This window comes from Streptomyces sp. NPDC037288 (assembly GCF_055603265.1).
Genome location: NZ_JBVJVY010000049.1, coordinates 1 through 21,702 on the forward strand (window position 1 = coordinate 1; position 21,702 = coordinate 21,702).

Consider the following 21,702-nt stretch of genomic DNA (forward strand, 5'->3'; position numbering starts at 1 on the left):
CCCCCCCCCCCCCCCCCCCCCCCCCCCCCCCCCCCCCCCCCCCCCCCCCCCCCCCCCCCCCCCCCCCCCCCCCCCCCCCCCCCCCCCCCCCCACCGCACTTCTTCGCCCCGTGCGCCGCACGGTTACACGGGAGCGGTACCGATGAGGCCGGAGCGGGTGATGAGGGCACGCAGCGCCTCCTCGTCCAGGTGCTGGGTGCCGTCCGGGCGACGTGGCAGCACCATGTACCGGGCCTCCGCAGTGGCGTCCCACACCCGGATGGTCACGTTGTCCGGCGGACGGAAGCCGAACTCGGCCAGTACGCCGCGCGGATCGCGTACGACCCGGGAGCGGTAGGCATCGCTGCGGTACCAACTCGGCGAGGGGCCCAGAAGAAGCAGCGGGTAGCACGAACACAGCGTGCACACCACGACGTTGTGGACCTCGGCCGTGTTCTCCACCACCCGCAGGTGCTCGTCGGGCGCCAGCAGGCCACCCAGACCTTCCTGTCGCAGTGCCTGTTCCGCGTCGTCGAGCAACAGGGTACGAAAGTCAGGGTCCGTCCAGGCCCGGGCCACCAGCCTGGCACCGTTGAACGGAGTGGCCCGGTACAGGTGCTGTTCCAGAATGGCGTCCAGTTGCTCGTCCGTCACCAACCCGCGGGCGACCAGCCGGGCCTCCAGGCGCCGGACCCGGGCAGCGATGGGCAGGTCGGTGTGCGCTGCGTTCACCGGGTCTCCTCCTGGTCGGTTCCATCTCCTGGGGCGGCCATGTCCAGATAGCACTCCCACAGATCGCACAGCACCTCGTCGCCGGCCCGGGACGGGGGTACGCACCACAGGCCGTGGGCGGCGAAGGCGACCGTGTACACGGGCAGTCGGGCCGCGGGGGTGCGGCCTCGGGCGATGTCGTCGGGCAGTTCGCAGGCGTCCTGCACGACGCGTACCAGGCCGATGTGACCGCGGACGTAGCGGGGTGCCCGGGTGTGGTGGGCGGGGTCCGCGCTGCGTACCCGGACGTGCTGGCCGACGCGGAAGGCCGGGGGCCTACCGGGAACACCTCCTGCTGTCATACGTCCCCCAGGAGTCCGCGCTCGCGCAGCAGCCGTTCGATCCCGGCGACCACCCGCTCGTAGTAGGAGGACGCCAGGAACTCGGCCGGATCAGCCCGTTCCTCGGCGTCGCGCAGTTCGCTGGCCGAGCAGACGCCGTTCAGGCCGAGGGCGATGACCAGGGCCCACACCCGGGCCTGCCAGTCGGTACCCCACGCGGTGCGGCCGTCGGGGCCGTACGCCTCCAGGATCGGCTGGTCCAGGGGAAGAGCGTCGGTGAGCGCGCCGAACCCCTCGGCGCCGCCGACGTCGTTGGGGCGGCTCATGAGGCCTCCCGCGGTGTGACGAGGACCAGTTCGGCGAGTCCGGCGACGGAGGGCAGCAGAATGTCGGGGCCTTCCTCAGGGGTGTCCGGCAGCATGCGGCCGTTGCCGGTGCGCACCCCGACCACGACGGCGCCCAGTCGTCGGCCGAGTGCCACGTCGTCCGGAGTGTCGCCGACCACGAACAGCCGGTCGCCGGTTCGGTGCCCGAGACGGTCCAGAGCACGGCGCGCCAGCGTCAGCTTGGCCTGGGTGTCGGACACCGGTGAGGGGGACACGGGCAGGTCGTCGCGTGTCAGGACGGGCCCGAAGCAGTCGGCCACCCCGTGGGCGCGCAGCAGTGCCCGCGTCTGAGGCGTGCCGATCCACGAACTCACCAGCGCCAGGCGCACCCGGGCCGCCTTCAGCGCGACCAGGGCGGGCACGGCGCCCTCATACAGGGTGCCGTGCGGCATGTAGCGGCGTATCACGTCGTCCACCCTGTCCCGCACGCGTACGCGTCCGATGTGCAGCCGGCCACTGGTGATCGCCGTCCAGTAGGAATGGCTCAGGATCTCCTCACGGCCGGGAGGCGGTGCTCCCTGCTCACGGTGCAGGTCGAGGATGAAGCGGTGAAACATCTCGTAGAAGTCCAGCAGTGTGCCGTCGCGGTCGAGGACGACGGTGGTGGCGGTCACCGCGGGCCTTCCAGGGTGCCGGTCGTCTCTCCCTCGGCGGGCGGGAGTTCCCAGGGGAAGACCGTCCAGTCGTCGACCTCGGCGGCGTGGAAGTCCGGCCGGCCTCGGGAGCCGACGTTGCGGACCAGGACGCAGGAGCGAACCCCGGCCGCGCCCTGGTCGAGGACGGTCTGCCGGGCGAGGGCCATGGTGCCGCCGTCACCCATGATGTCGTCCACGATCAGCACCCGCTCGCCGGTCAGGGGCCGTTGCGGTACGACGTAGTCGAGGACGGCCTCGCCGCGCTCGCTGTAGCGGCTGTTGGTGGTGTTGCGGGGAATGCCGAGGATGCGGAAGTCGGTGACGTCCAGCAGGTTGGACAGCGCGACGGCGGCCGGCAGGCCGCTGCGGGCGATGCCCGCGAGGACCGTGGGCGCGAAGCCGTCGGCGCGGATGTCCCGGGCCAGGGCGTCGATCATCCGGCCCGCCTCGGCCCACCCGATGGTGAGCAGCTTCTGGCGTCGCCATGTGGGAACGGCGTTCACTGTGTGCCTCCGGTCGGGATCCAGCGGTCGATGAGGTGGTCGCTGCCCGGCCCGGTGCCGATCAGGTCAACCGGGCGTTCCAGTCCTTCCTCCATCCGTTTGACGAACGCGGCCGCCGCCTCCGGCAGTTCGCCGCTGCTTTGGCCGAGGACCTTCGGCGCCACATGATCGAGGAAGGTCAGGGCGATCCTGGACGGCCGGTTGATGCGGACGGCCTCCCTGGCCTGATCCATGTCGAAGCCGCCGACGCGGCGCCGTCGCCCGGTCACCGTGCCGTACTCCACGATGCCCAGCCGTTCCGCCTCGCAGGGGTCGATCTCGGTGGGGAAGGGGCCGGCTCCCACCCGGGTGGGGTGAGCCCGCAGGACGAGGACGACCTCGTCGACGGCGAGCGGGCCGAGCCCTGCGTCGGCGGCGGCCGTGCTCGCCGTCGAGTCCTTGCCGACGGTGTAGGGATAGGTGCCGTACAGGACAGACAGGCCGAAGCCGTTCGTTCCTTCCACCAGGACCCCCTCGCCGGTGTCGACGGCCCGGTTGGCCTCGGCCGCGGTGTCGACGAGGTAGGGGCCGAGCTCGGGTATGTCCTGCGCGCGACGTGCGGCGCGCATGGCCCGTCCGGCGAGCGCGGGGCCATGACCGCTGCCGGTGCTGCGTACGGTCTCCCGCAGCCCGGTGTCGGCCTGTTCGACGGCTATGTGTTCGGGTTCGATCACGGTGGCGCGGTAGTCGACGCCGATCCGGTGCGTCACGCCGGTCTCCTCGATCTCGCGCAGCAGCACCTCCGGGCGGATCAGCACGCCGGCGCCGAGCAGCAGCCGGGTGCGCGGGTTGACCACGGCGCTGGGCACCTGCCTCAGCCGCAGAGTGCGCCCCTCGTGGACCACGGTGTGCCCGGCGCCCGGGCCGAGGCCGGCGCGGACCGCGACGGCGGGATCGTCCCGCAGGGCCAGGTAGCTGGAGATCTTTCCCTTGGCCTCGTCGCCCCATTGGCCGCCGACCACGATCGTGCAGCGGGGGCGTGTCGTGCCGGTCTGTCGTGTTGTACGGGTCATGCCGCCCGTCCTTCCGCCGAGGGGGAGGCGGCCAGGGCCCGCTCCGCCCGTCGCACCGCGTCCTGGGCCAGGGCCGCGCTCGCTCCCACGCCCGGTGGCGCCGTGGCCAGCGCCGCCAGTTCGGCGGCCGGCACCCGGGCGGTGACGGCCGGATCGTCCGCCAGGACCTCCAGCAGGTCGCGTCCCTCGCTCGCGGCGACGGCGCTGGCCCGCTGCAGCGCCCGGTAGCCGGTCAGCCGGTCCTGGCCGCGCTCGACCAGGGTGAGCAGCACGGCCTCGCTGACGTGGGCGTTGCGGGACAGGGCCAGGTTCGCCGCCATCCGCTCGGGCCTGACCCGCAGATCGCCGACGACCGCGGTCATGACGGTGAGCATCTCGTCCAGTAAGACGCCCGCCTGGGGCAGGGTGAAGCGCTCGTTGGCCGAGTTGGCGAGGTCCCGTTCGTGCCAGGTCGTCACATTCTCCAGAGCCGGCCCCACCAGGGAGCGCAGGAGCCGGGCCAGGCTGCAGACGCGTTCGCAGCGGACCGGATTGCGTTTGTGGGGCATGGCCGAGCTGCCGATCTGGTCGCCCTCGGCGAAGGCTTCGGCGACCTCGCCGATCTCGGTCCGCTGGAGGTTGCGGATCTCGGTGGCCAGGTTCTCCAGGCATGCCGCGGTGAGCGCGGCCCAGCAGACGAACTCCGCGATCCGGTCCCTGGCCACCGCCTGGCCGCAGATCTGCGGTTCGGGAAGCCGCAGTTGACGCAACACATCACGCTCCACCTGCGGGCCGAGCGGGCCGAACCCGGCATGCGTGCCCACCGCGCCGGACACCTTGCCCATCACGGCGCGCTCACGCAGCTCGTCCAGCCGGACCAGGCAGCGCGTCAACTGATCGAGGAACACGGCCAGTTTGCCGCCGAAGGTCACCGGCTGGGCGTGCTGGCCGTGAGTTCGGCCGATCATCACCTGATCGCCGTCGGCGTCCATCCGCTCCCGCAGGACCGTCATCAGCCGGGTCAGCCGAGTGCGCTGCAGGCCGATCGTGCTGTCCGTCTGCAGGGCCAGCGCGGTGTCGAGGATGTCGCTGCTGGTGACGCCGTAGTGCACGTATCTGCCGTGCGGGCCGCAGGTCTGTGCGAACGCCTGCATCACCGCGAAGAGTTCGTGGTTGCTGGTCTGCTCGATCCGTGCGATGGCGGCCTGGTCGGGCACGTGCGCCTGGGCCCGCTGCGCGATGTGCTGCGCGGCTTCCCGGGGGATGAGCCCGTGCCTGCCTTGGACCTCCGCGAGGGCGCCCCAGACCCGTACGAAAAGCAGGTACCGCGCCGGGTCGGTGAACAACGCGCGCATCTGCGCGCTGCCGTAGCGGCCGGTATTCAGTACAGAGGTCATCCGGCGGCCTCCGCCGAGTAGTCCAGCGGCAGCTGTTCGGCACGCTGCAGGGCGTGGGGCCGGCTCTCGGCGAGCCCCGCCGGGGTGATCCGGACGAACTCGGCCCGCTCGTGCAGTGTGGCCAGGTCGTGCGCGCCGCTGTAGCTCATGCCCGAGCGCAGCCCCCCGAGGAAGGGGCGCAGGGTTGTGGCGAGGCTTCCGCTGTAGGCGAAGGTCGCCTCGACGCCCTCGGGGGTGTACGCCTCGAGTTCCTCGCGGCTGACCTGCCCGCCGCGGGCCCGCTTGAGTGTCAGGCGCATCCCGAAGGTGACGAAGCCCGTGCTGACCTTGCTCTTGCGTCCGTCGTGCTCGACCAGGCGGGCCGCGCTCTCGTCGGCACCGGCCAGGGCGCTGCCCAGCATCGCCGTGTGGGCGCCGGCGGCGAGCGCCTTGACCAGGTCGCCGGGCGTCTTGATGCCGCCGTCGGCGATCACCGGGACTCCGCTGCGGGCGGCCTCCTCGGCGCAGTCGAGGACCGCGGTGAGCTGCGGCACCCCGCTGCCCGCGACGATGCGTGTGGTGCAGATGCCTCCGGGGCCTATGCCGACCTTCACCGCGTTCGCGCCGGCGTCGATCAGGTCCCGGGTGGCGGCGGCGGTCGCCACGTTGCCCGCGATCAGGGACGTACGGGGGAAACGGGCGCGCAGTTCCGCCACGGCCTTGATCACGTAGTCGGCGTGGCCGTGTGCCACGTCGGTGACCAGTACGTCGGCACCTGCCGCGACGAGCCGTTCGGCGCGCTCGAGGTAATCGTCGATCACGCCGACCGCGGCGCCCGCCAGTAGCCGTCCTTGCGCGTCGACGGCCGGTCGCGGGCCCGTGTCCGCGGGCGTGTCGCCGGCCCGGCCCACCGGCGCGGCCTTCACCGCGGCGACCTCGGCGGCCTGGTCCTCGGCCGTCTGCATGCGGTGCACGACCCCGAGACCGCCCTGGCGGGCCATCGCCTCGGCCATACGGGCTCCCGTGCACCACGGGGTGTTGGCAGACAGCACCGGTATGCCCAGTTCGATGCCGGCGCACAGCTTGGTGTCCAGCCGGGTCATCGAGCGGCTGGCCACCGAGGTGCGCTGCGGCACCAGCAGGACGTCGTCCAGGCTGAGCCCTGTGCGGATCTCACGTTTGGGCATACGGAACTTCTCCTGTGTCGCGGGAAGGGGACGGGGTGGGACGCGGCCGGCTGGCGGTGGACGGCGAGCGCCGGCTCACCGGCCACCGGGGAAGGCAGCGGCCATCACTTCGCTGCGGGCGGGGCCGTACTCCTTGAAGATGCCGTGGAAGGCCGTGGACGTCATGAGCGCCGGTGTGCGGATCCCCCGCATGCTCATGCACAGGTGCTCGCCCCGAGCCAGCACAGCCACGTCGTCCGACCCGGTCACCTCGGTGATCTCATCGGCTATCTCGCGCACGAGACGCTCCTGCACCTGGAGCCGGTGGGCGTGCCGGTGCGCGATCCGGGCGAACTTCGACAGGCCCAGGATCTTGCTCTGCGGCAGGTAGGCGACGGTGACCGTGCAGGAGAACGGCAGGAGGTGGTGTTCGCAGAGCGACCACACCTGGATGCCGGAGACCACCACGGCCTCTCCGGTGCACTCCAGCGGAAACAGCGAGCCGATCTTTCCCGGGTCGTAGCGTGTGAACTCACGCCACCAGCGGGCGAAACGAGCCGGGGTGTCCTTCAGGCCGTCCCGGTCGGGGTCCTCGCCGATCTCGACCAGCAGCCGGCGGGCCACCTCCTCCAACGGATCGGTGCCCTGCCCGGCCTTGTCCTCGAGTCCTTCGGCTTCCTCGATGTCTCCGTCGGCAATCTGCTTCACGTCACACGCCTCTCCTGTCGCCCCACAGCGCGACATGCATTCGGGTCGTCAAGTTCCAGCCACGGGCCATGACCTCGTCGGTGAGCGCCGCCAGGTGGCGGTTCAGGTCGTCGGGTCGCTGCCCCTCGGGCATGATCCAGACCGGAGTGGTGCCGTGGCGCGCCACGACGGCGGCCACCTCGTCGAGGTCCTGGACGGTCCGGCACACGAACTTGAAAGCGGTACCGGGCACCGCCGCCAGCGCTGCCAGCGCCTCGGGCACGAGCCGGCGTTCCTCCGGGTCGCCGGAGTGGGCCAGCTTGGGCGAAATGTTGAACCGCACGCCGGTGGCGATCAGTTCGGGCCGGGGCACCACCGTTCCGTTGCTCTCGATCTCGATACGGTGACCGCTGTCGGTCAGCGCGCGCAGCAGCGGCAGCAGTCTCGTCTGCTGGCTCAGCGGCTCCCCGCCGGAGACGACGATCAGCGGCACCCGGTAGGCGCTCAGCCGGTCGAACACCTCCTGCCAGGGCATGGGATGCAGTTCCTCGCTGGGCTTGTACGCCCGCCCGGCGTCGCTGCTTCCGGTCCAGTCCCAGGTGTAGGGGGTGTCGCACCAGCGGCATGCCAGGTTGCAGCCCCCCAGCCGTACGAATGCACAGCGCTGACCAGCGGAAGGACCCTCTCCCTGCACGGTCTCAGGTGGGGCCGAAGATCTCGTTGACCACGAGCTTCGGCTCCGCCTCGGCACCACCTCCCTCCGTCCGGCGGTCCGCGGCGCCGCGCGAGCCGGTCACGGCCGGTACTCCGCCCACGTCTTGTCCGTCTCACTGATCCGCACGCAGCTCAGCTCGGGGTACCGGGGCACCCACCGTTCGTACAGCCACCGCGAAAGGTGCTCCGCGGTCGGGTTTGCGCCCTCCAGTACGTCGTTGAGGTGCCGGTGGTCGAAGGCCTTGTCCAGCCACTTGCTGAACTCGGCGAGATCCCCGTAGTCCCTTACGAAACCGGTCGGGTCCAAGGCGTCACCGGCAGCGGACAACTCCAGCTCCACCACGTAGTTGTGGCCGTGCAACCGCCCGCACGGGTGCTCCGCGGGAAGCCCCTCCAGCCGGTGGCTGGCCGAGAAGCGGAATTGCTTGCTGATGCGAAATGTCATGTCGTACCTCCCGCCTCATATGGTGTGGACGGCGTGGTTCTGGAGCATCACGGCACCCACCGTGAGACGACGCCGCCGGGCACCGAGAGAGGACACCGAAGGTCACCGAGATACCAGCGGTGCGGCCGGGGTACAGACCACCTCGGTGGGCTGAGGTATGTTTCCCGGTCGGCCTGCTGGGCTGCGAGACTGGCCAGTTGGGCCTGCTGGGCGGCTTCCCGGGTATGCAGGCGCTGGTCCTGGCCGCGGCACGCTCGAGACGGGCGCGCTGGATGGTGGTGGCTGCGGAAGCCGGGCCCCGACGGATGCCGCGCCCTGCTTTCCGTCCATGGCGTGGGGCGCCGGGGGGGTCGCCCCCGGTGGTCCGGCCGTCGTCAGACCCCGCCGCAGGACAGCACCCACCTACCGTTCTCCGTCTATCCGGCTTGCAGCCACGTCAGCTCGCTCGTTCGCGCCCCCGTCTCATCGCCGCCGCAGGGCACATCCTCACTTCACCATCACGGCACAGGGCCAGCCCGTGGGGTTTCTCGTCCTCCAGGAGCAGGACCGGACCGAGCACGTTGCCACCGAGAAGGAACTCGCCGACGCCAAGAAGCACTCCTGGGTCAGGGGATCCCCCGCTTCGACTACACCCCATCCGAACGCCTCCGCTTTGTCCTCAGCGGCGGCCAGCCACACCGGGCGAGCGAATGGGCCGACGCCCCCGGCCGCGCCCACGAAGAGCAGCTCGCCGAGATCGCACAGGAGGTCACCCGCCGCGGCGAAGCCGCCGAACGCAGACGTCTCGACGAGATCGAAGCCGCACGCCAGAAGCGCATCCGCTGGGAAGCCGCCATGGAAGACGCGCGCATCCGGTACGCCGAGGCGTACCGCTTCAGACGCTTTGAAGCGCAGGAATCGGCATGGCGCCACGCCACCGGACTTACGGAGTACGTGAGCGCGGTACGCACGCGAGTCGAGGCCATGCCACCGGGGCAGACCAGAACCGAAGCCGAAGCATGGATCAGCTGGGCAGCATCCACCGTCGAACGCCTCGACCCATTGCACACACCGCCCCGACTGCCCGACATCCCCGAACCACGAGCCGACGACCTCAGGCCCTTCCTCGGGCACTGGAGCCCCTACGGCCCCTGAGCCGCGATAGCGGGCGCGCGCACCGACTGGGTGGCACTCAGATGATCATCCGTGATATCAGACAGAACGGCACGGCCTCGTCGCACGCAATGTCGGATGTCGTCGACCGCGCTGAGCGCCGCTGCACGGCTCAGCTCGCGGGTGGCGACGTGGTCGATCTCCGAGAGCAGCAGCGGGGACATACCAGGAGCCCCGCAGCCATGATGGCTTCGTTTGACGCACGCAAGTTGCCCCCGCGATCGCCCCAGCGTGCCTGCAAGATCGCCGTACCGTCCACCGATTGCGCTCCGCACGTTGACGCACGCCCGGGACGCACTCCCGGCTCACTCTCCAACCCACGTCCGTACGCCGAGCTTTGGCGGCTTGTCACCAATCAACCTACATCCACTGGTGTTTGCTGCTTGAGATGTCATGGGCATTCTGTATGGGTCTGATCGTCGGCGTGGGTGCAACCTTGGGGGGCCGATGGCAAGAGGGGACGTCTGGGCGGGAAAGGGCACGACCGGATCGGTCGCGGACCTCGTTGCCCAGTTCGGCAAGGAGGTCAGGGCCAAGCTGCAAGGTCCGGCAGGGGCGGTCAGCAGTAGGGAGGACAGCCTGACCGTGCCGGTGGAGCATCTGCTGCGCGGCATGGCCTCACGGCAACGCCTCAAGCTCATCGTCCACGGTCAGAGTCGCATCAAGGAACTCGGGATCCGGCCCGACTACGCCATCGCCTGCGGCGGCAGGACCATAGGGCACGTCGAGCTGAAGCAGCCGGGCTCGGGGGCCGATCCGGAGAAGTGGTCGGTGAAGAGCCGCGACCGCAAGCAGTGGGAGAAGATCAAGGCACTCCACAATGTGCTGTACACCGACGGATACCAGTGGGCGGTCTACCGTTTCGGCGTACAGGTCGGCCCGACCGGAATCCTGGTGGGGGAACTTTATTCCGGTAGCCGGCAACTCGTCGTCGCGGACACCGCGTTCGAGCGTGCCCTCACGCATTTCTTCCTGCCAGCGCCCATTGTGCACGACAGCATCAACGAACTGGTCAAGCGCATCGCGGGAATCTGCGCCCTGCTGCGTGACGAGGTCACCGAGCGTCTCACCCGAGAGGAGCACGGGGAGGCTGACGCTGCGTTCTCGATCCTGGCCGGCAACTGGAAGGACCTGCTCTTTCCCGATGCTCGCCCGGAGGAGTTCGCGGACCAATACAGTCAGACGCTGACGTTTGCCATGCTGCTGGCTTGCCTGGAGCACATTGATCTGGGCAGGCTCACGCTCCCCGAGGTCGCGATCCGACTGGGCAAGCGGCATTCCTTGATGGGCAAGGCGCTGGCGGTGCTGACGGACGACGCCCTCGACGACCTGCGGGGCATCATCGACCCGCTGATCGACGTCATATCGGCCGTCGACCCCGAGATGTTCAAGGACGAGACCGGAGACGCCTACCTCCACCTGTACGAGGGCTTTCTGAGCGCCTACGACCCGGAACTGCGACGGCGGACGGGTACGTACTACACCCCCGGCGAGGTCGTCCGGTTCATGGTCGGCTTCACCAACGAGGTGCTGCGCGACCGGCTCGGCCAGGAGGACGGCTACGGAAGCGAGGACGTCACCGTCGTCGATCCGGCCATGGGCACCGGGACCTTCCTCATCAACATCATCGACCACGTCGCCAAGTCCCTGGCACTGAAGTACGGCAGCACGCTCAAGTCCGGGCTTCTGCGGGAACTCTCCGACCGGCTGGTCGGGCTGGAGAAACAGACCGGGCCGTACGCCGTCGCCGAACTCCGTGTGCACCACGCCTTCCGGTCCCACGACGCCGACATCACGCGCCGCCCGCCGAGACTTCTGGTGGCCGACACACTCGACGATCCCGCCGTCGAGCACCACCTGGGCTTCATGTACGAGGCGATCGCCCGCCACCGCCGAATGGCGAACAAGATCAAGGCGGACGAGAAGGTCATGGTGGTCATCGGCAATCCGCCCTACCTGCGAGGTGCGAGACAGTCGGGCGTCGGACGCTGGGTCACCGAGGGCAACCCGAACGACCAGGGCCCGATCCTCGCCCGCTTCCACCCAGAGGACAACGGACGCGTCGGATACGCCCTCGACAACCTCTACGTCTACTTCTGGGCCTGGTCCACCTGGAAGGTCTTCGACCAGCTGACCGCCTCGGGAGCGCCGAAGGCCCCCAGCGGGATCGTCGCCCTCATCACCAACTCCGGATACCTGGACAGCGAGGGATCGGCCGGCATGCGCCACTACCTGCGCGAGGCCGCCGACGAGGGCTGGATCATCGGTCTCTCCCCCGAGGGCGCCTACTCCGACACGCGCACCCGTGTCTTCCAGGATGTTAAGCGGGAGATCTGCATCGCCGTCTTCGTCCGCCATGGCGCCCCGGACGCGGGTACACCGGCGCGGGTCTGGCGACTCGACGTCCCCGCGGGCACACGCGAGGAGAAGTTCAACTGGCTGGAAGGGCTTGGCCTCGACGGTCATCGCGACGGGACCTCCTGGCAACTCTGCCCCACACAGTGGACCGCGCCTTTTCACGTCCTGTCCGACTCCGAGTGGTCGGCAATGCCACCGGTGGACGCCCTACTGCCCTGGACGAGCTCCGGCAACAAGAACAACCGCAGCTGGCCCGTCTCACCCAGCCGGGACGTCCTGGAGAGCCGGTGGCGCAGACTCGTCCAAGCCCCAGCGGAGGACAAGGCCGCACTGCTGAAAACAACCAGAGACCGCCGTCCGGACAAGCCGGAACCACCACTGCCCGGCCAGCAGGAAAGGGACAGCCTTGCCGGGGAGAAGGAGACGTTGCCGGTCACTGTTCCCTACGGCCGGATGACCTTCGACAGGCAGTACATCATCGCGGACAGACGAGTGATCGACTTTCCGCGACCGGCCTTGTGGTTCGCCCACAACGACCAGCGTCAGATCTACCTGTCCGAACTCCACACGGAATCAGGCCGTCCGGGGCCGGCAGTGACTTTTACTGCCCTGCTGCCCGACATGCACCACTTCAAAGGCACCGAAGGCGGCCGTGTCGCCCCTCTCTACCGCCACCCCCACCAGGCTGAGCCAAACGTCACCCCTGGCCTGCTGCGTCTTCTCACCAAGACGCACGGCGTGACGGTCACCGCCGAGGACCTCTTCGCGTACATCGCGGGAACAGCCGGCCACAGCGGCTACACCCGCCGCTTCGCCGCGAACCTCGCCGAGCGCGGTGTCCGTATCCCTGTAACACGCGACCCGGCTCTATGGGCGGAGCTCGTGGAAGTGGGCAGGCGCACGGTGTGGATCCACACGTACGGCCAGCGCTTCGCCTCCCACCACGACAGTTCACCCGGCTCGTCCCCGAGGCTTCCCCCGGAGGAACAACCGGAATGCGTCGTCGTGATCGGAGAGGACGACGGGTTACCTGCGGACATCTCTTACGACGCGTCCACGCGAACCCTCACGGTGGGCACGGGCTGCATACGTCCGGTGGCGCCGGAAGTCTGGGACTATCGGATCGGCGGGGTGCAGGTGATCCGCAAGTGGTTCAGCTTCCGCAAGCGCAAGCCAGACGTGGAACGAAGACCCCGTTGAACGACATCCTGCCCCCGACCTGGCCTGCCCGGTGGACCGTTGACCTGCTTGACCTCATCAACGCGCTCGGGCTCCTCGTAGCCCTCGAACCCCGACAGGCCCGGCTGCTGGACGCAGTGAGCAGCGGCCCGCTCATCAGCACCGACGACCTACGGGGCGAGGGCATCCTGCCCGTACCTGCCTACGCAACCAAGGAACCGAAACCGCCGCGGAAGTCTCGACGCGCCCCCGGCCCTGGTCAGGAGAGCCTCGACTTCTCGGACTGACACCCGTCCGGCCTGAGTACCTGACGCCCGCAACATCAACGGAATATTTGCACGACGACGCCCCGCCGCAGCAAGCCAGCAGGGCGTCGTTGTATCAGGTCCCCGTCTACGCAGGACCCCCACCGGAGCGATCCGACGGGAATCCTCACCTGTCACGAGCGATCACACGCCCCTATAACGCGGGGGCGCGGGAAACCGGTCTGACCAGGCTGAACACCTCGTGGGCGGCATATCGCTTGAGGCATCGGATGATTTCGGGTCGAGTCTTGCCTTCCTGGGTGCGGCGTGTGTCTCGCTCACCCGTCAGACCCTCTCATCTCTCACGACAGCCCCCATGACAGGGGGTGTGAGAATGTGGGCCGGATCAGGTGAAAGACCTCCCGGGCGACGTAGCGTTCGAGGCATCGGACGATTTCGCGTCGCGTCCTGCGCTCCTTGATGCGGCGTTCGCAGTAGTCCCGGGTACGCGGGTCGAAGCGCAGGCGGGTCTGCACGATCCGGTGCAGAGCGGCGTTGGCCTGCCGGTCGCCGCCGTGGTTGAGCCGGCGCGAGTTGCGCCGGCCCGACGAGTACTCGATGGGACTGACTGCGCACAGAGCGGCGAAGGACGCCTCGGTGCCCAGCCGCTCGGGATTGTCTCCCATGGTGATCAGCAAGGTGACGGCGCTGTCCGGTCCGATGCCCACCGGTGTCAGCAACTGTGGGGCATGGCGTTCGACGAGCCGGGTCAGGCGCTGTTTCAGCTCGCGGTTGCCCAGGCTGGACAATCGTTCCTGCAGAGCGGGATCGGCTACGACCAGGACGGCCTTGAGCGGGTTGATCGCCTGGGTGCGGGCCTTGACCGCGGAGTACTTGGCGAGTTTGAACAGTCGTACGCATCCGGCCGGCTCTTGGTGCAGGTCCAGGTAGGCCAGCACCTCATCGGCCGACCAGCCCGCGTCGGAGACCTCCCCGCGTTCGCGCGCGACTTCCTCGACGCAGCCCCCGCCGCGCAGGTCGGCGGGTCCTCCGCGCGGCAGCCGGTGTACTGCCGCATTCGCCTCACGGGAACTCGCCGACCAGGGCCCCGGGAGGCGGGTGCGGGTGCCACCGTGAACTGACGCTGGTTGCCCACGTGGACGATCCGCACGGCGAAGTCGGGCGCGACCCGGTCGCGGACGACCGGCCGGAGCGACTGTTGTGCCCGCGGGGCGGGCGGCGGCGAGGAGGCACGCGGGCTCCGCCCATTACGGGGTGCGTGCGCACCTGAGAAGAACGTGGAATTCGCAGGCGCGCACAGGGTGGGGAGGCTACTCGGGGCGGACCTGCGCAGCCTGCATGCCCTTCTGCCCCTTCTCGGCGATGAAAGACACAGTCTGCCCCTCCTTGAGGGCTTTGAAGCCATCACTCTCGATAGCCTTGAAGTGGACGAACAGGTCGTCTCCCCCACCCTGGGGAGTGATGAAGCCGAACCCCTTCTCATCGTTGAACCACTTCACAGTGCCAGTCTGTCGGTTGCTCACGCTTCCGCCGATCTCTCCGAGGTGGGCATCACTTCCAAGCACACCACCCTTGCCTCCATCACGGCTTTGGTGAAACGGCTACGACCAAGGAGATCACTCTTCAGCGCCACGAACTCGCGTGGCCGGCGTTCGATGGCATCGAACATCAGCGCCCGGCGAATTCCCGGATCAGCGCCCCGGTACGAGGCACGCCGCTGGGAGAGGCGTTCCCACCTGGCTGCCTCCCGGGCGAGGAAGGCGGACAGCCACCTGGGCGGGTGCGGCCTGCCTGCGCGGACGCTCGGGCCGTGACCGTCGTCCTGGCCTACTGTTCCTTTCGCAGCCACTGCTACCCACCGAAATCCCGCCCTTCACCTGCACAGCCGAACACCGGCCGCCGACCGCAGCAAGCAAGCAGGTACAGCCCGCCGACCCACGACCATTGCCGCGGCGCCGGCGTCCGTCTGTTTCCGAACCGTGACGATCGGAGTTCCCGGCTCCCTCACCTGCACTGTCGTACACCCCGCCACGACCTGCACACTCGGCGTATACACACCATGTATACACACTGCGTATACATGGTGTGTAGAGTGCAGCTCATGTCCATCGGTCACACTCTTTTGGGGCTCCTGGAGTCCGGCCCGCGCCACGGCTACGACCTCAAGCGGGCCTTCGACGAGAAGTTCGGTCACGACCGGCCGCTGCACTACGGCCAGGTCTACTCCACGATGTCCCGGCTGCTGAAGAACGGTCTCGTCGAGGTCGACGGGATCGAGGCGGGCGGCGGGCCCGAGCGCAAGCGGTACGCCATCACCGACGCGGGCATCACCGACGTCGACCGATGGCTCGTCACCCCGGAGAAGCCCGAGGAGTACCTGCAGTCGACCCTCTACACCAAGGTCGTCCTCGCCCTCCTCACCCACCGCGACGCCTCCCTCATCCTCGACACCCAGCGCGCCGAGCACCTGCGCAGCATGCGCATCCTGACCGACCGCAAGCGCAAGGGCGACCTCGCGGACCAGCTGATCTGCGACCACGCCCTGTTCCACCTGGAAGCCGACCTGCGCTGGCTGGAACTGACCGCCGCCCGACTCGACAAACTCCGTGAGGCTGTGACCCGATGACGACTTCTCCCCCCGGTTCCCTGCTCACCGCGTACGACCTGCGCAAGGCGTACGGCCCGACCCACGCGCTGGACGGCGCCGAGTTCTCCATACACCCTGGCGAGGTCGTCGCCATCATGGGCCCCTCCGGGTCCGGCAAGTCCACGCTGCTGCACTGCCTCGCGGGGATCGTGCCGCCCGACTCCGGGTCGATCACCTACGACGGGCGTGAACTGACGAAGATGAGCGATGCCCAGCGCAGCGCGCTGCGCCGCTCCGAGTTCGGGTTCGTGTTCCAGTTCGGTCAGCTGGTGCCCGAGCTGACCTGTGTGGAGAACGTCGCCCTGCCGCTGCGGCTGAACGGCACGCCCCGCAAGGACGCCGAGCGGACCGCGCTCGGCTGGATGGAGCGCCTGGAGGTCGACGACCTCAAGGCCAAGCGTCCCGGCGAGGTCTCCGGCGGCCAGGGCCAGCGCGTCGCTGTGGCCCGCGCGCTGGTCACCGGACCGCGCCTGCTGTTCGCCGACGAACCCACCGGCGCGCTCGACTCCTTCAACGGCGAACGCGTGATGGAACTGCTGACCGAAGCGGCCCGCTCCACCAACGCCGCCGTCGTCCTCGTCACCCACGAGACACGCGTGGCCGCCTACTCCGACCGCGAGATCGTCGTACGCGACGGCAAGTCCCGCGACATGGAGCGCGCCGTATGAGTCTTCGTCAGTGGGCCAGAGACCTGGTCATGGGGGCCCGCTTCGCCGTCACCGGCGGACGCGAGGGCTGGGTCCGGATGACGCTCACCGCCGTCGGCGTCGGCCTCGGCGTGGCACTGCTCCTGTTGTGCACCGCCCTGCCCAACGTGTTCGCTGCCCGCCATAAGGTGGAGGAGGCCCGCTTCGACAACACGTACTCCGAAAAGGCCCCGCCGAAGGCCGACAACACCTTCCTGATCGCCGACACCGACACCACCTGGCACGACGACGACGTCCGCGGCCGGCTCGTCGAGCCCGAGGGCAAGCGGGCGCCGCTGCCCCCGGGGGTCGACAGCTTCCCGGGCAAGGGCGAGATGGTGGTCTCCCCCGCGCTCAAGGACCTGCTCGCCTCGGACGGCGCCAAGCTGCTGCGGGAGCGGCTGCCCTACAAGATCACCGGCACGATCGGCGAGAGCGGACTCATCGGCTCCCACGAACTGGCTTACTACGCGGGCGCCTCGGGGCTGAAACTCACGGACTTCTCCCCGGTGCACCGGCTGACCGAGTATGGCAAGCCGGACACGACATCCGAGAAGACCGACCCGGTGCTGCTGCTCATGATCCTGGTCGTGTTCGTGGTGCTGCTGACCCCGGTCGCCGTGTTCATCGCCGCCGCCGTCCGCTTCGGCGGCGAGCGCCGCGACCGCCGGCTGGCCGCGCTGCGCCTGGTCGGCTCGGACAGCCACATGACCCGGCGGATCGCGGCGGGCGAAGCACTCGCCGGAGCCCTGCTCGGCCTGGTCATCGGCACCGGCTTCTTCCTCCTCGGCCGTCAGACGCTGGGCTCCACCGAGATGCTGGGCGTGAGCGTCTGGCCCAGTTACCTCGATCCCTCACCCGCGCTCGCCGCGCTGGTCGCGGTGGCGATCCCGGTCGCCGCCGTACTCGTCACGCTGCTCGCGATGCGCGGCGTGGTGGTGGAACCGCTTGGCGTCGTGCGCGCGGCCAAGCAGCGCCGCCGCCGGCTGTGGTGGCGGCTGCTGCCGCCGCTGGCCGGCCTCGCGATGCTCTACCCGATGATCGGCAAGGGCCGCAAGAACGGCGACTTCAACCAGTACCTCGTCATCGGCGGCGTGCTGCTGCTGCTGATCGGCATCACCGCGCTGCTCCCCTGGGTCGTGGAGGCGGTCGTCGTCCGCCTCGGCAAGGGCGCGCTTTCCTGGCAGCTCGCGGTACGACGGCTGCAGCTGAGCAGCGGAACCGCCGCACGCATGGTCAACGGCATCGCCGTCGCCGTGGCCGGAGCCATCGCCCTCCAGATGCTGTTCACGGGAACGCAGAGCCAGTACACCAAGTCCACCGGCAAGGACCCCGGCCGGGTCCAGATGCAGGTCGCCTTCAGCGACCGCAAGCCGCTGTCCGGTGTCGAGCGCGAGTTCACCGGCACCAAGGGGGCACGGGCCGCAGTGGCCCTGGCCATCTCGGAGTACGGGGACGCGCGTCGCAACCCGAAGAACACCAACGGCCTGACCGTGGGTAACTGCACCGCCCTGCGTGAACTCGCCACGCTGCCCTCCTGCAAGGACGGCGACGCGTTCATCACGCGAACGAGGAGCCACTACGCCTCCCCCAGCAACGCCGACGAAATCGCCGTGGTGAAGCCCGGTCGGCAGCTCTACATCGACCCGTCGTACGACGACGCCACCGAACCCGGCATCGAGGTGCCGTGGACCGTTCCGGCGAACGTGCGGGTGGTGGACGCACGCAAGGACTCATTGCAGGACTCCAACGGTCTGCTGGTCACCCCCGCCGCCCTGCCCGCCAAGGCCGCGCCCGCGTTGTCCTCGGACGGGGTCTACCTGCGTCTGGACCCGTCGGTGCCGGACTCACGGGAGTACATACGCAACGTCGTCGCCCGGATCGACCCCCTGGCACGCACCTACAGCTGGTCGGCGACCCAGGAGGACGTCAAGTACGCCTCCATCCGCACCGGCCTGTTCGTCGGCTCCGCCTTCGTGCTGGCACTGATCGGCGCGAGTCTGCTGGTCTCCCAGCTGGAGCAGCTGCGCGAGCGCAGGAAGCTGCTCTCCGCGCTGGTCGCCTTCGGCACCCGGCGCCGCACGCTGAGCCTGTCGGTGCTGTGGCAGACGGCCCTCCCGGTCGGACTCGGCCTCGTACTGGCCACAACGGTGGGTATCACCCTCGGCTCGGTGCTGCTGAAGATGACCCGTACACCGGTGGCCATGGACTGGGCGAGCGTCCTGACCATGACCGGCGTGGGCGCGGCCGTGGTCGGCGTGGTCACGCTGCTCAGTCTGCCGCCGCTGCTGCGGATGATGCGCCCGGATGGCCTGCGCACGGAATAACCCCTCACACATCCCCCGAAGTGGGCTCCTCCTGCCGGGAGGAGCCCACCCCTGCACGCAGGCAAGCCCGGTCGCGCGTCAGCCAGACCGTTCGGGGCATCACACTGCCCCTATAACGAGGGTTACGACTGCACAGGTCTGACCAGGTGGAAGACCTCCCGGGCCGCCTAGCGCTTGAGACTTCGGACGGAGGGCTGGCTCTATATGGCCACCGTCATCGACATCGCCTCCCGTCGTGTGGTCGGCTGGGCGACGGCCGACCACCTGCGGACCGATCTGGTCGCCGATGCCCTCGCGGCCGCCTGCCGGAAGCGCCGTCCCACCCGGCCGGTGATCTTTCACTCGGATCGTGGCTGTCAGTACACCAGCCGGCAATTCGCCGCGTCGGCAGACCAGTTGGGCATGCTGGTGTCGGTCGGCCGCACCGAACAGTGCTGGTACAACTTGCACCGTCTGCACAGCAGCCTCGGCTACCGCAGTCCCGCCGAATACGAGACCGCACTCGCAGCCTGACCACCACACCGATGGTGTCCGTCAAAGCGGAACAAGCTCAATCGGGACTGCTGCAGGGTTCGGTGACACCTGACCTGGCTTGCTGAGAGGCGGCCTGGAGGGATGTCGCAGTGCCCAAGCCGTATCCGAAGGAGTTCCACGAGGACGTCGTACGGGTTGCGCGCAACCGCGAGCCCGGCGTCACGCTGGAACAGATCGCCGCCGACTTCGGCATCCATCCGATCACGTTGTCGAAGTGGCTGCGCCGCGCCGAAACCGACGAGGGCACCAGGCCCGCAACGGCCTCGGGTGAGTCGGCCGAGCTGCGGAAAGCCCGCAAACAGATCCGGTTGCTGGAGCAGGAGAACGAGGTACTCAGGAGGGCTGCGGCGTACCTGTCGCAGGCGAACCTGCCGGCAAAATGATGTGCCCGCTCGTCCGCGAGCTGGCCGCCGCCGCTGCCCCTTACCGGGTGCCGGTGGCGGTGACGTGCCGGGTGCTCGGGCTGGCCCGCCAGCCCTGCTATCGGTGGCTGGACAAGCCCGTCACCGATGCCGAGATGGCCGAGGCGTATCGGGCCCACCCCCGACAACGGCTGGTCAGCGTGAGAGCCCCATCCCACGCGTGTGATTTTCGCTGCCGTACTGAGGGTGTCTTGACGTTCCGGTAGAGGGCAGGCGTACAGGAAGTTTTTGGCCCCTGTATGGAGACCAGTGATGACGACCTCTCGCGTGCCGCGGTCCTCGCTTGACGGCATACCTGACGGCGCCGCGATCGCCCGCCTGGAGCAGGAGAACGCGCAGTTGCGGCACGCCGTCGATTCCCACGCGACGGTGGACCAGGCCATCGGTGTCCTCACCGCGAGCCACCGCTCGCGCCGGCCGTCGGGTTCGAGGTACTGCGTGAGGTGTCCCAGCAAACCAATACCAAGCTGCACACGGTGGCCGAGACGGTGATCGCCTGGGCGCTGGGGCAGCCGCTGCCGGAACCGGTGGGGCAGGAGCTGTACGCGGCCGTGCAGCGGCGCTCACGCCGGCGGGACGCCCCAGGCGCGGAAGCCGGATAGGACGCGGTGGCCGGGCACGGCGCGGGTCAGGCGGTCAGGGCCTGGTCGACGGTGGGATGGCAGCCGATGACCTCGTCCAGGCCGACGATCTCAAGGAGCCGTAGCACCGATTCCTGGGCGCCGGCGATACGCAGCCATCCCTGATGGTCACTCGCGGCCTGGTGGGCGGCGACCAAGACGTTGATGCCGCTGGAGTCCATGAAGGTCACGCCGCTGAGGTCCACCACGGTCCGCAGGGGCGCCGCGCCGTCGTAGGACAGGAGGGCCTCGCTGAGCATGTCCTTGACGGCGTGGTCGATCTCGCCGTGCATGGTGACCACCCGGATGCCGTCGGCGGTGGTGTGGTCGACCGACAGCTGGCCGGGCCGGGCTGCTCTGTGAGTGTCTGTCACTTTTTCCTCGGCTGCGCTCGCTGATGGGACTCAAGGCCCCCGTGCGATAACACGCCAGTAGCCTGCATCGATGCTACGTCGAACACACGTGCGGCCCGTTATGCGGTTCGCACGGGGCATGTGAGGCATAGTGCCCGGGTACGCGCAGGACGTGTGAAGGGGGAACAAGGGTGGACCCGGCTGAATCAGTCCCCGAGGACGAGGGCAGCGTGATGCCGGACGCCCCTCAGATACAAGGACACCGTCGCCCTGGACGGTGACGGGCACGTGATCGCTGAGGCACGCAACCGGGCGGTGGACTTCCTCACCCGTGTCCAGGCGGAGCACGGCCTGCCGGTGTCCGCTCGTGCTATGGACCTGACCCAACTTGTGGTCAGCGAGCTCGTCACCAACGCCCGCAAGTACGCCCCTGGCCCCGTGCTAATGGAACTGCGCATCATTGGCGCCGTCGTGGAAGTGGTCGTGTGGGACAGCGATCCCGTCCTGCCAGTGGCGCGGGCCGCCGATGCGGGCAGAGTCGGGCAGCACGGACTGGAGATTCGGCCTCACCGCCTTCCCTGACGATCTGCCGTGAAGGGGGGCGCTGCAGGGGCGAGTTCGGCGGGGAGCGGTCGGGTGAGCACGGTGCCGGCGTGCGGGGTGGCGCCGCCGGCTGACCGCGTCGCGAGCGACGCCGACTTTGCCCCGCATACGCACACTGTCGGCGCCCAGTGCGTGAGGCGGGCCTGTGCCTAGCTGCCCTCGCCGCCCCGTGGCAGGACCGCTTCGGCGAGCACCACCAAGCCACAGCCATCATGCGTTTCGGTGACGGTGTGTCCGAGCTGGATCAGCAGCCCTGCTACTGCGGTCTGCACGATCACTCGCATGCTGTCGTTGCTTGCTGCACGGCCTGCCTGGTCACGGGCGAGCGCGGTGAACCCGTCCGAGGCCGTCCAGCTGACCAGCGCGCCCGCAGACACCTCGGTCACCCGCAGCCCCGGAATCCCACTGTCCGCGTCGCCCTGCAGCTGAAAGCCGGCCTGGACCAGGCAAGAGCTCACCTGGGACACAAGTTCAGCCGGGGCGCACGACACGCCGGTCGCCTGCCCACGAGAAGCACGATCATGCCACCGGCCTGCAGAGGCGCCTGTCCGGACGGCGGGCGGACGCGGTAAACCCCGGAC

At 69.2% G+C, this 21,702-nt stretch carries 24 protein-coding genes and 1 pseudogene; 10 read left to right on the forward strand and 15 right to left on the reverse strand.

All coding sequences use genetic code 11. The features are described 5' to 3' along the window. Nucleotides 1-123: 123 nt before the first annotated feature. The 11 genes from ACZ7GZ_RS35715 to ACZ7GZ_RS35765 form a co-directional block, all read right to left on the reverse strand. The gene (locus ACZ7GZ_RS35715) at nucleotides 124-711 is read right to left on the reverse strand and encodes a nitrile hydratase subunit alpha (RefSeq protein ID WP_471030847.1); all 588 of its coding nucleotides are present in this window, start codon (nucleotides 709-711) and stop codon (nucleotides 124-126) included. After that, nucleotides 708-1,052 (reverse strand): SH3-like domain-containing protein, encoded by a 345-nt coding sequence (locus ACZ7GZ_RS35720; RefSeq protein ID WP_471030849.1) that lies wholly within the window; start codon nucleotides 1,050-1,052, stop codon nucleotides 708-710. Before ACZ7GZ_RS35720 ends, ACZ7GZ_RS35715 begins: the two co-directional genes overlap by 4 nt. After that, nucleotides 1,049-1,357 carry a hypothetical protein gene (locus ACZ7GZ_RS35725; protein WP_471030851.1) on the reverse strand — a complete coding sequence of 103 codons (309 nt, stop codon included), beginning with the start codon at nucleotides 1,355-1,357 and terminating at the stop codon, nucleotides 1,049-1,051. The genes ACZ7GZ_RS35720 and ACZ7GZ_RS35725 overlap by 4 nt, the downstream gene beginning before the upstream one ends. After that, nucleotides 1,354-2,031, reverse strand: a complete 678-nt coding sequence (locus tag ACZ7GZ_RS35730) for an HAD family hydrolase (protein ID WP_471030854.1) — start codon at nucleotides 2,029-2,031, stop codon at nucleotides 1,354-1,356. The genes ACZ7GZ_RS35725 and ACZ7GZ_RS35730 overlap by 4 nt, the downstream gene beginning before the upstream one ends. After that, nucleotides 2,028-2,555, reverse strand: coding sequence for a phosphoribosyltransferase (locus ACZ7GZ_RS35735; protein ID WP_471030856.1), 528 nt, complete (start codon nucleotides 2,553-2,555; stop codon nucleotides 2,028-2,030). Before ACZ7GZ_RS35735 ends, ACZ7GZ_RS35730 begins: the two co-directional genes overlap by 4 nt. After that, nucleotides 2,552-3,607, reverse strand: coding sequence for an adenylosuccinate synthetase (locus ACZ7GZ_RS35740; RefSeq protein ID WP_471030858.1), 1,056 nt, complete (start codon nucleotides 3,605-3,607; stop codon nucleotides 2,552-2,554). Before ACZ7GZ_RS35740 ends, ACZ7GZ_RS35735 begins: the two co-directional genes overlap by 4 nt. Then, nucleotides 3,604-4,983: an adenylosuccinate lyase gene (gene purB, locus ACZ7GZ_RS35745; RefSeq protein WP_471030859.1), complete on the reverse strand. Its 1,380-nt coding sequence runs from the start codon at nucleotides 4,981-4,983 to the stop codon at nucleotides 3,604-3,606. Before purB ends, ACZ7GZ_RS35740 begins: the two co-directional genes overlap by 4 nt. Then, nucleotides 4,980-6,149: an IMP dehydrogenase gene (guaB, locus tag ACZ7GZ_RS35750; RefSeq protein WP_471030860.1), complete on the reverse strand. Its 1,170-nt coding sequence runs from the start codon at nucleotides 6,147-6,149 to the stop codon at nucleotides 4,980-4,982. Before guaB ends, purB begins: the two co-directional genes overlap by 4 nt. A gap of 75 nt (nucleotides 6,150-6,224) precedes the next feature. Then, complete coding sequence (gene folE / locus ACZ7GZ_RS35755) at nucleotides 6,225-6,836, reverse strand: GTP cyclohydrolase I (protein ID WP_471030863.1); 612 nt, start codon at nucleotides 6,834-6,836, stop codon at nucleotides 6,225-6,227. A 1-nt stretch (nucleotide 6,837) separates the two neighbouring features. Then, a complete protein-coding gene (locus ACZ7GZ_RS35760; protein ID WP_471030865.1) occupies nucleotides 6,838-7,509 on the reverse strand; it encodes a 7-carboxy-7-deazaguanine synthase QueE in 672 nt (223 codons plus the stop codon). 99 nt (nucleotides 7,510-7,608) lie between these two features. Further along, a complete protein-coding gene (locus tag ACZ7GZ_RS35765) occupies nucleotides 7,609-7,974 on the reverse strand; it encodes a 6-pyruvoyl trahydropterin synthase family protein (RefSeq protein WP_450802389.1) in 366 nt (121 codons plus the stop codon). Between the two features lie 834 nt (nucleotides 7,975-8,808). Here ACZ7GZ_RS35765 and ACZ7GZ_RS35770 point away from each other — a divergent pair. The 3 genes from ACZ7GZ_RS35770 (at nucleotide 8,809) to ACZ7GZ_RS35780 (ending at nucleotide 12,950) form a co-directional block, all read left to right on the forward strand. Continuing rightward, nucleotides 8,809-9,108 carry a hypothetical protein gene (locus tag ACZ7GZ_RS35770; RefSeq protein ID WP_471030867.1) on the forward strand — a complete coding sequence of 100 codons (300 nt, stop codon included), beginning with the start codon at nucleotides 8,809-8,811 and terminating at the stop codon, nucleotides 9,106-9,108. Between the two features lie 465 nt (nucleotides 9,109-9,573). Beyond that, nucleotides 9,574-12,684 carry a type ISP restriction/modification enzyme gene (locus ACZ7GZ_RS35775; protein ID WP_471030869.1) on the forward strand — a complete coding sequence of 1,037 codons (3,111 nt, stop codon included), beginning with the start codon at nucleotides 9,574-9,576 and terminating at the stop codon, nucleotides 12,682-12,684. Then, nucleotides 12,681-12,950: a hypothetical protein gene (locus ACZ7GZ_RS35780; protein WP_471030871.1), complete on the forward strand. Its 270-nt coding sequence runs from the start codon at nucleotides 12,681-12,683 to the stop codon at nucleotides 12,948-12,950. The genes ACZ7GZ_RS35775 and ACZ7GZ_RS35780 overlap by 4 nt, the downstream gene beginning before the upstream one ends. Before the next feature lie 320 nt (nucleotides 12,951-13,270). Here the strand turns inward: ACZ7GZ_RS35780 and ACZ7GZ_RS35785 are convergent. Then, nucleotides 13,271-13,837 (reverse strand): annotated as a pseudogene (locus tag ACZ7GZ_RS35785) (transposase); the annotation flags it as partial. A 402-nt stretch (nucleotides 13,838-14,239) separates the two neighbouring features. Beyond that, entirely contained in the window at nucleotides 14,240-14,452 is a 213-nt protein-coding gene (locus ACZ7GZ_RS35790) for a cold-shock protein (protein ID WP_453411026.1), read from the reverse strand. Nucleotides 14,453-15,030: 578 nt separating this feature from the next. On the opposite strand from ACZ7GZ_RS35790, the gene ACZ7GZ_RS35795 reads away from it, so the two are divergent. From ACZ7GZ_RS35795 to ACZ7GZ_RS35820, 6 genes are all read left to right on the forward strand, one after another. Further along, nucleotides 15,031-15,555: a PadR family transcriptional regulator gene (locus ACZ7GZ_RS35795; protein ID WP_471030874.1), complete on the forward strand. Its 525-nt coding sequence runs from the start codon at nucleotides 15,031-15,033 to the stop codon at nucleotides 15,553-15,555. Continuing rightward, nucleotides 15,552-16,244 carry an ABC transporter ATP-binding protein gene (locus tag ACZ7GZ_RS35800; RefSeq protein WP_453411022.1) on the forward strand — a complete coding sequence of 231 codons (693 nt, stop codon included), beginning with the start codon at nucleotides 15,552-15,554 and terminating at the stop codon, nucleotides 16,242-16,244. Before ACZ7GZ_RS35795 ends, ACZ7GZ_RS35800 begins: the two co-directional genes overlap by 4 nt. Beyond that, complete coding sequence (locus tag ACZ7GZ_RS35805; protein WP_471030875.1) at nucleotides 16,241-18,589, forward strand: ABC transporter permease; 2,349 nt, start codon at nucleotides 16,241-16,243, stop codon at nucleotides 18,587-18,589. The genes ACZ7GZ_RS35800 and ACZ7GZ_RS35805 overlap by 4 nt, the downstream gene beginning before the upstream one ends. A 174-nt stretch (nucleotides 18,590-18,763) precedes the next feature. Further along, nucleotides 18,764-19,102, forward strand: coding sequence for a DDE-type integrase/transposase/recombinase (locus ACZ7GZ_RS35810; RefSeq protein ID WP_471030878.1), 339 nt, complete (start codon nucleotides 18,764-18,766; stop codon nucleotides 19,100-19,102). Between the two features lie 110 nt (nucleotides 19,103-19,212). Further along, the gene (locus tag ACZ7GZ_RS35815; protein WP_471030881.1) at nucleotides 19,213-19,506 is read left to right on the forward strand and encodes a transposase; all 294 of its coding nucleotides are present in this window, start codon (nucleotides 19,213-19,215) and stop codon (nucleotides 19,504-19,506) included. A 482-nt stretch (nucleotides 19,507-19,988) separates the two neighbouring features. Next, nucleotides 19,989-20,147: a hypothetical protein gene (locus tag ACZ7GZ_RS35820; RefSeq protein ID WP_471030883.1), complete on the forward strand. Its 159-nt coding sequence runs from the start codon at nucleotides 19,989-19,991 to the stop codon at nucleotides 20,145-20,147. A 26-nt stretch (nucleotides 20,148-20,173) separates the two neighbouring features. Here the strand turns inward: ACZ7GZ_RS35820 and ACZ7GZ_RS35825 are convergent, their stop codons facing one another. Then, nucleotides 20,174-20,539: an STAS domain-containing protein gene (locus tag ACZ7GZ_RS35825; protein ID WP_471030885.1), complete on the reverse strand. Its 366-nt coding sequence runs from the start codon at nucleotides 20,537-20,539 to the stop codon at nucleotides 20,174-20,176. A 267-nt stretch (nucleotides 20,540-20,806) separates the two neighbouring features. Between ACZ7GZ_RS35825 and ACZ7GZ_RS35830 the strand changes: the two genes are divergently transcribed. Next, nucleotides 20,807-21,100, forward strand: coding sequence for an ATP-binding protein (locus ACZ7GZ_RS35830; protein ID WP_471030887.1), 294 nt, complete (start codon nucleotides 20,807-20,809; stop codon nucleotides 21,098-21,100). A gap of 170 nt (nucleotides 21,101-21,270) precedes the next feature. On the opposite strand, the gene ACZ7GZ_RS35835 is transcribed toward ACZ7GZ_RS35830, so the two are convergent. After that, nucleotides 21,271-21,588, reverse strand: a complete 318-nt coding sequence (locus ACZ7GZ_RS35835; RefSeq protein ID WP_471030888.1) for a hypothetical protein — start codon at nucleotides 21,586-21,588, stop codon at nucleotides 21,271-21,273. Nucleotides 21,589-21,702 lie beyond the last annotated feature (114 nt).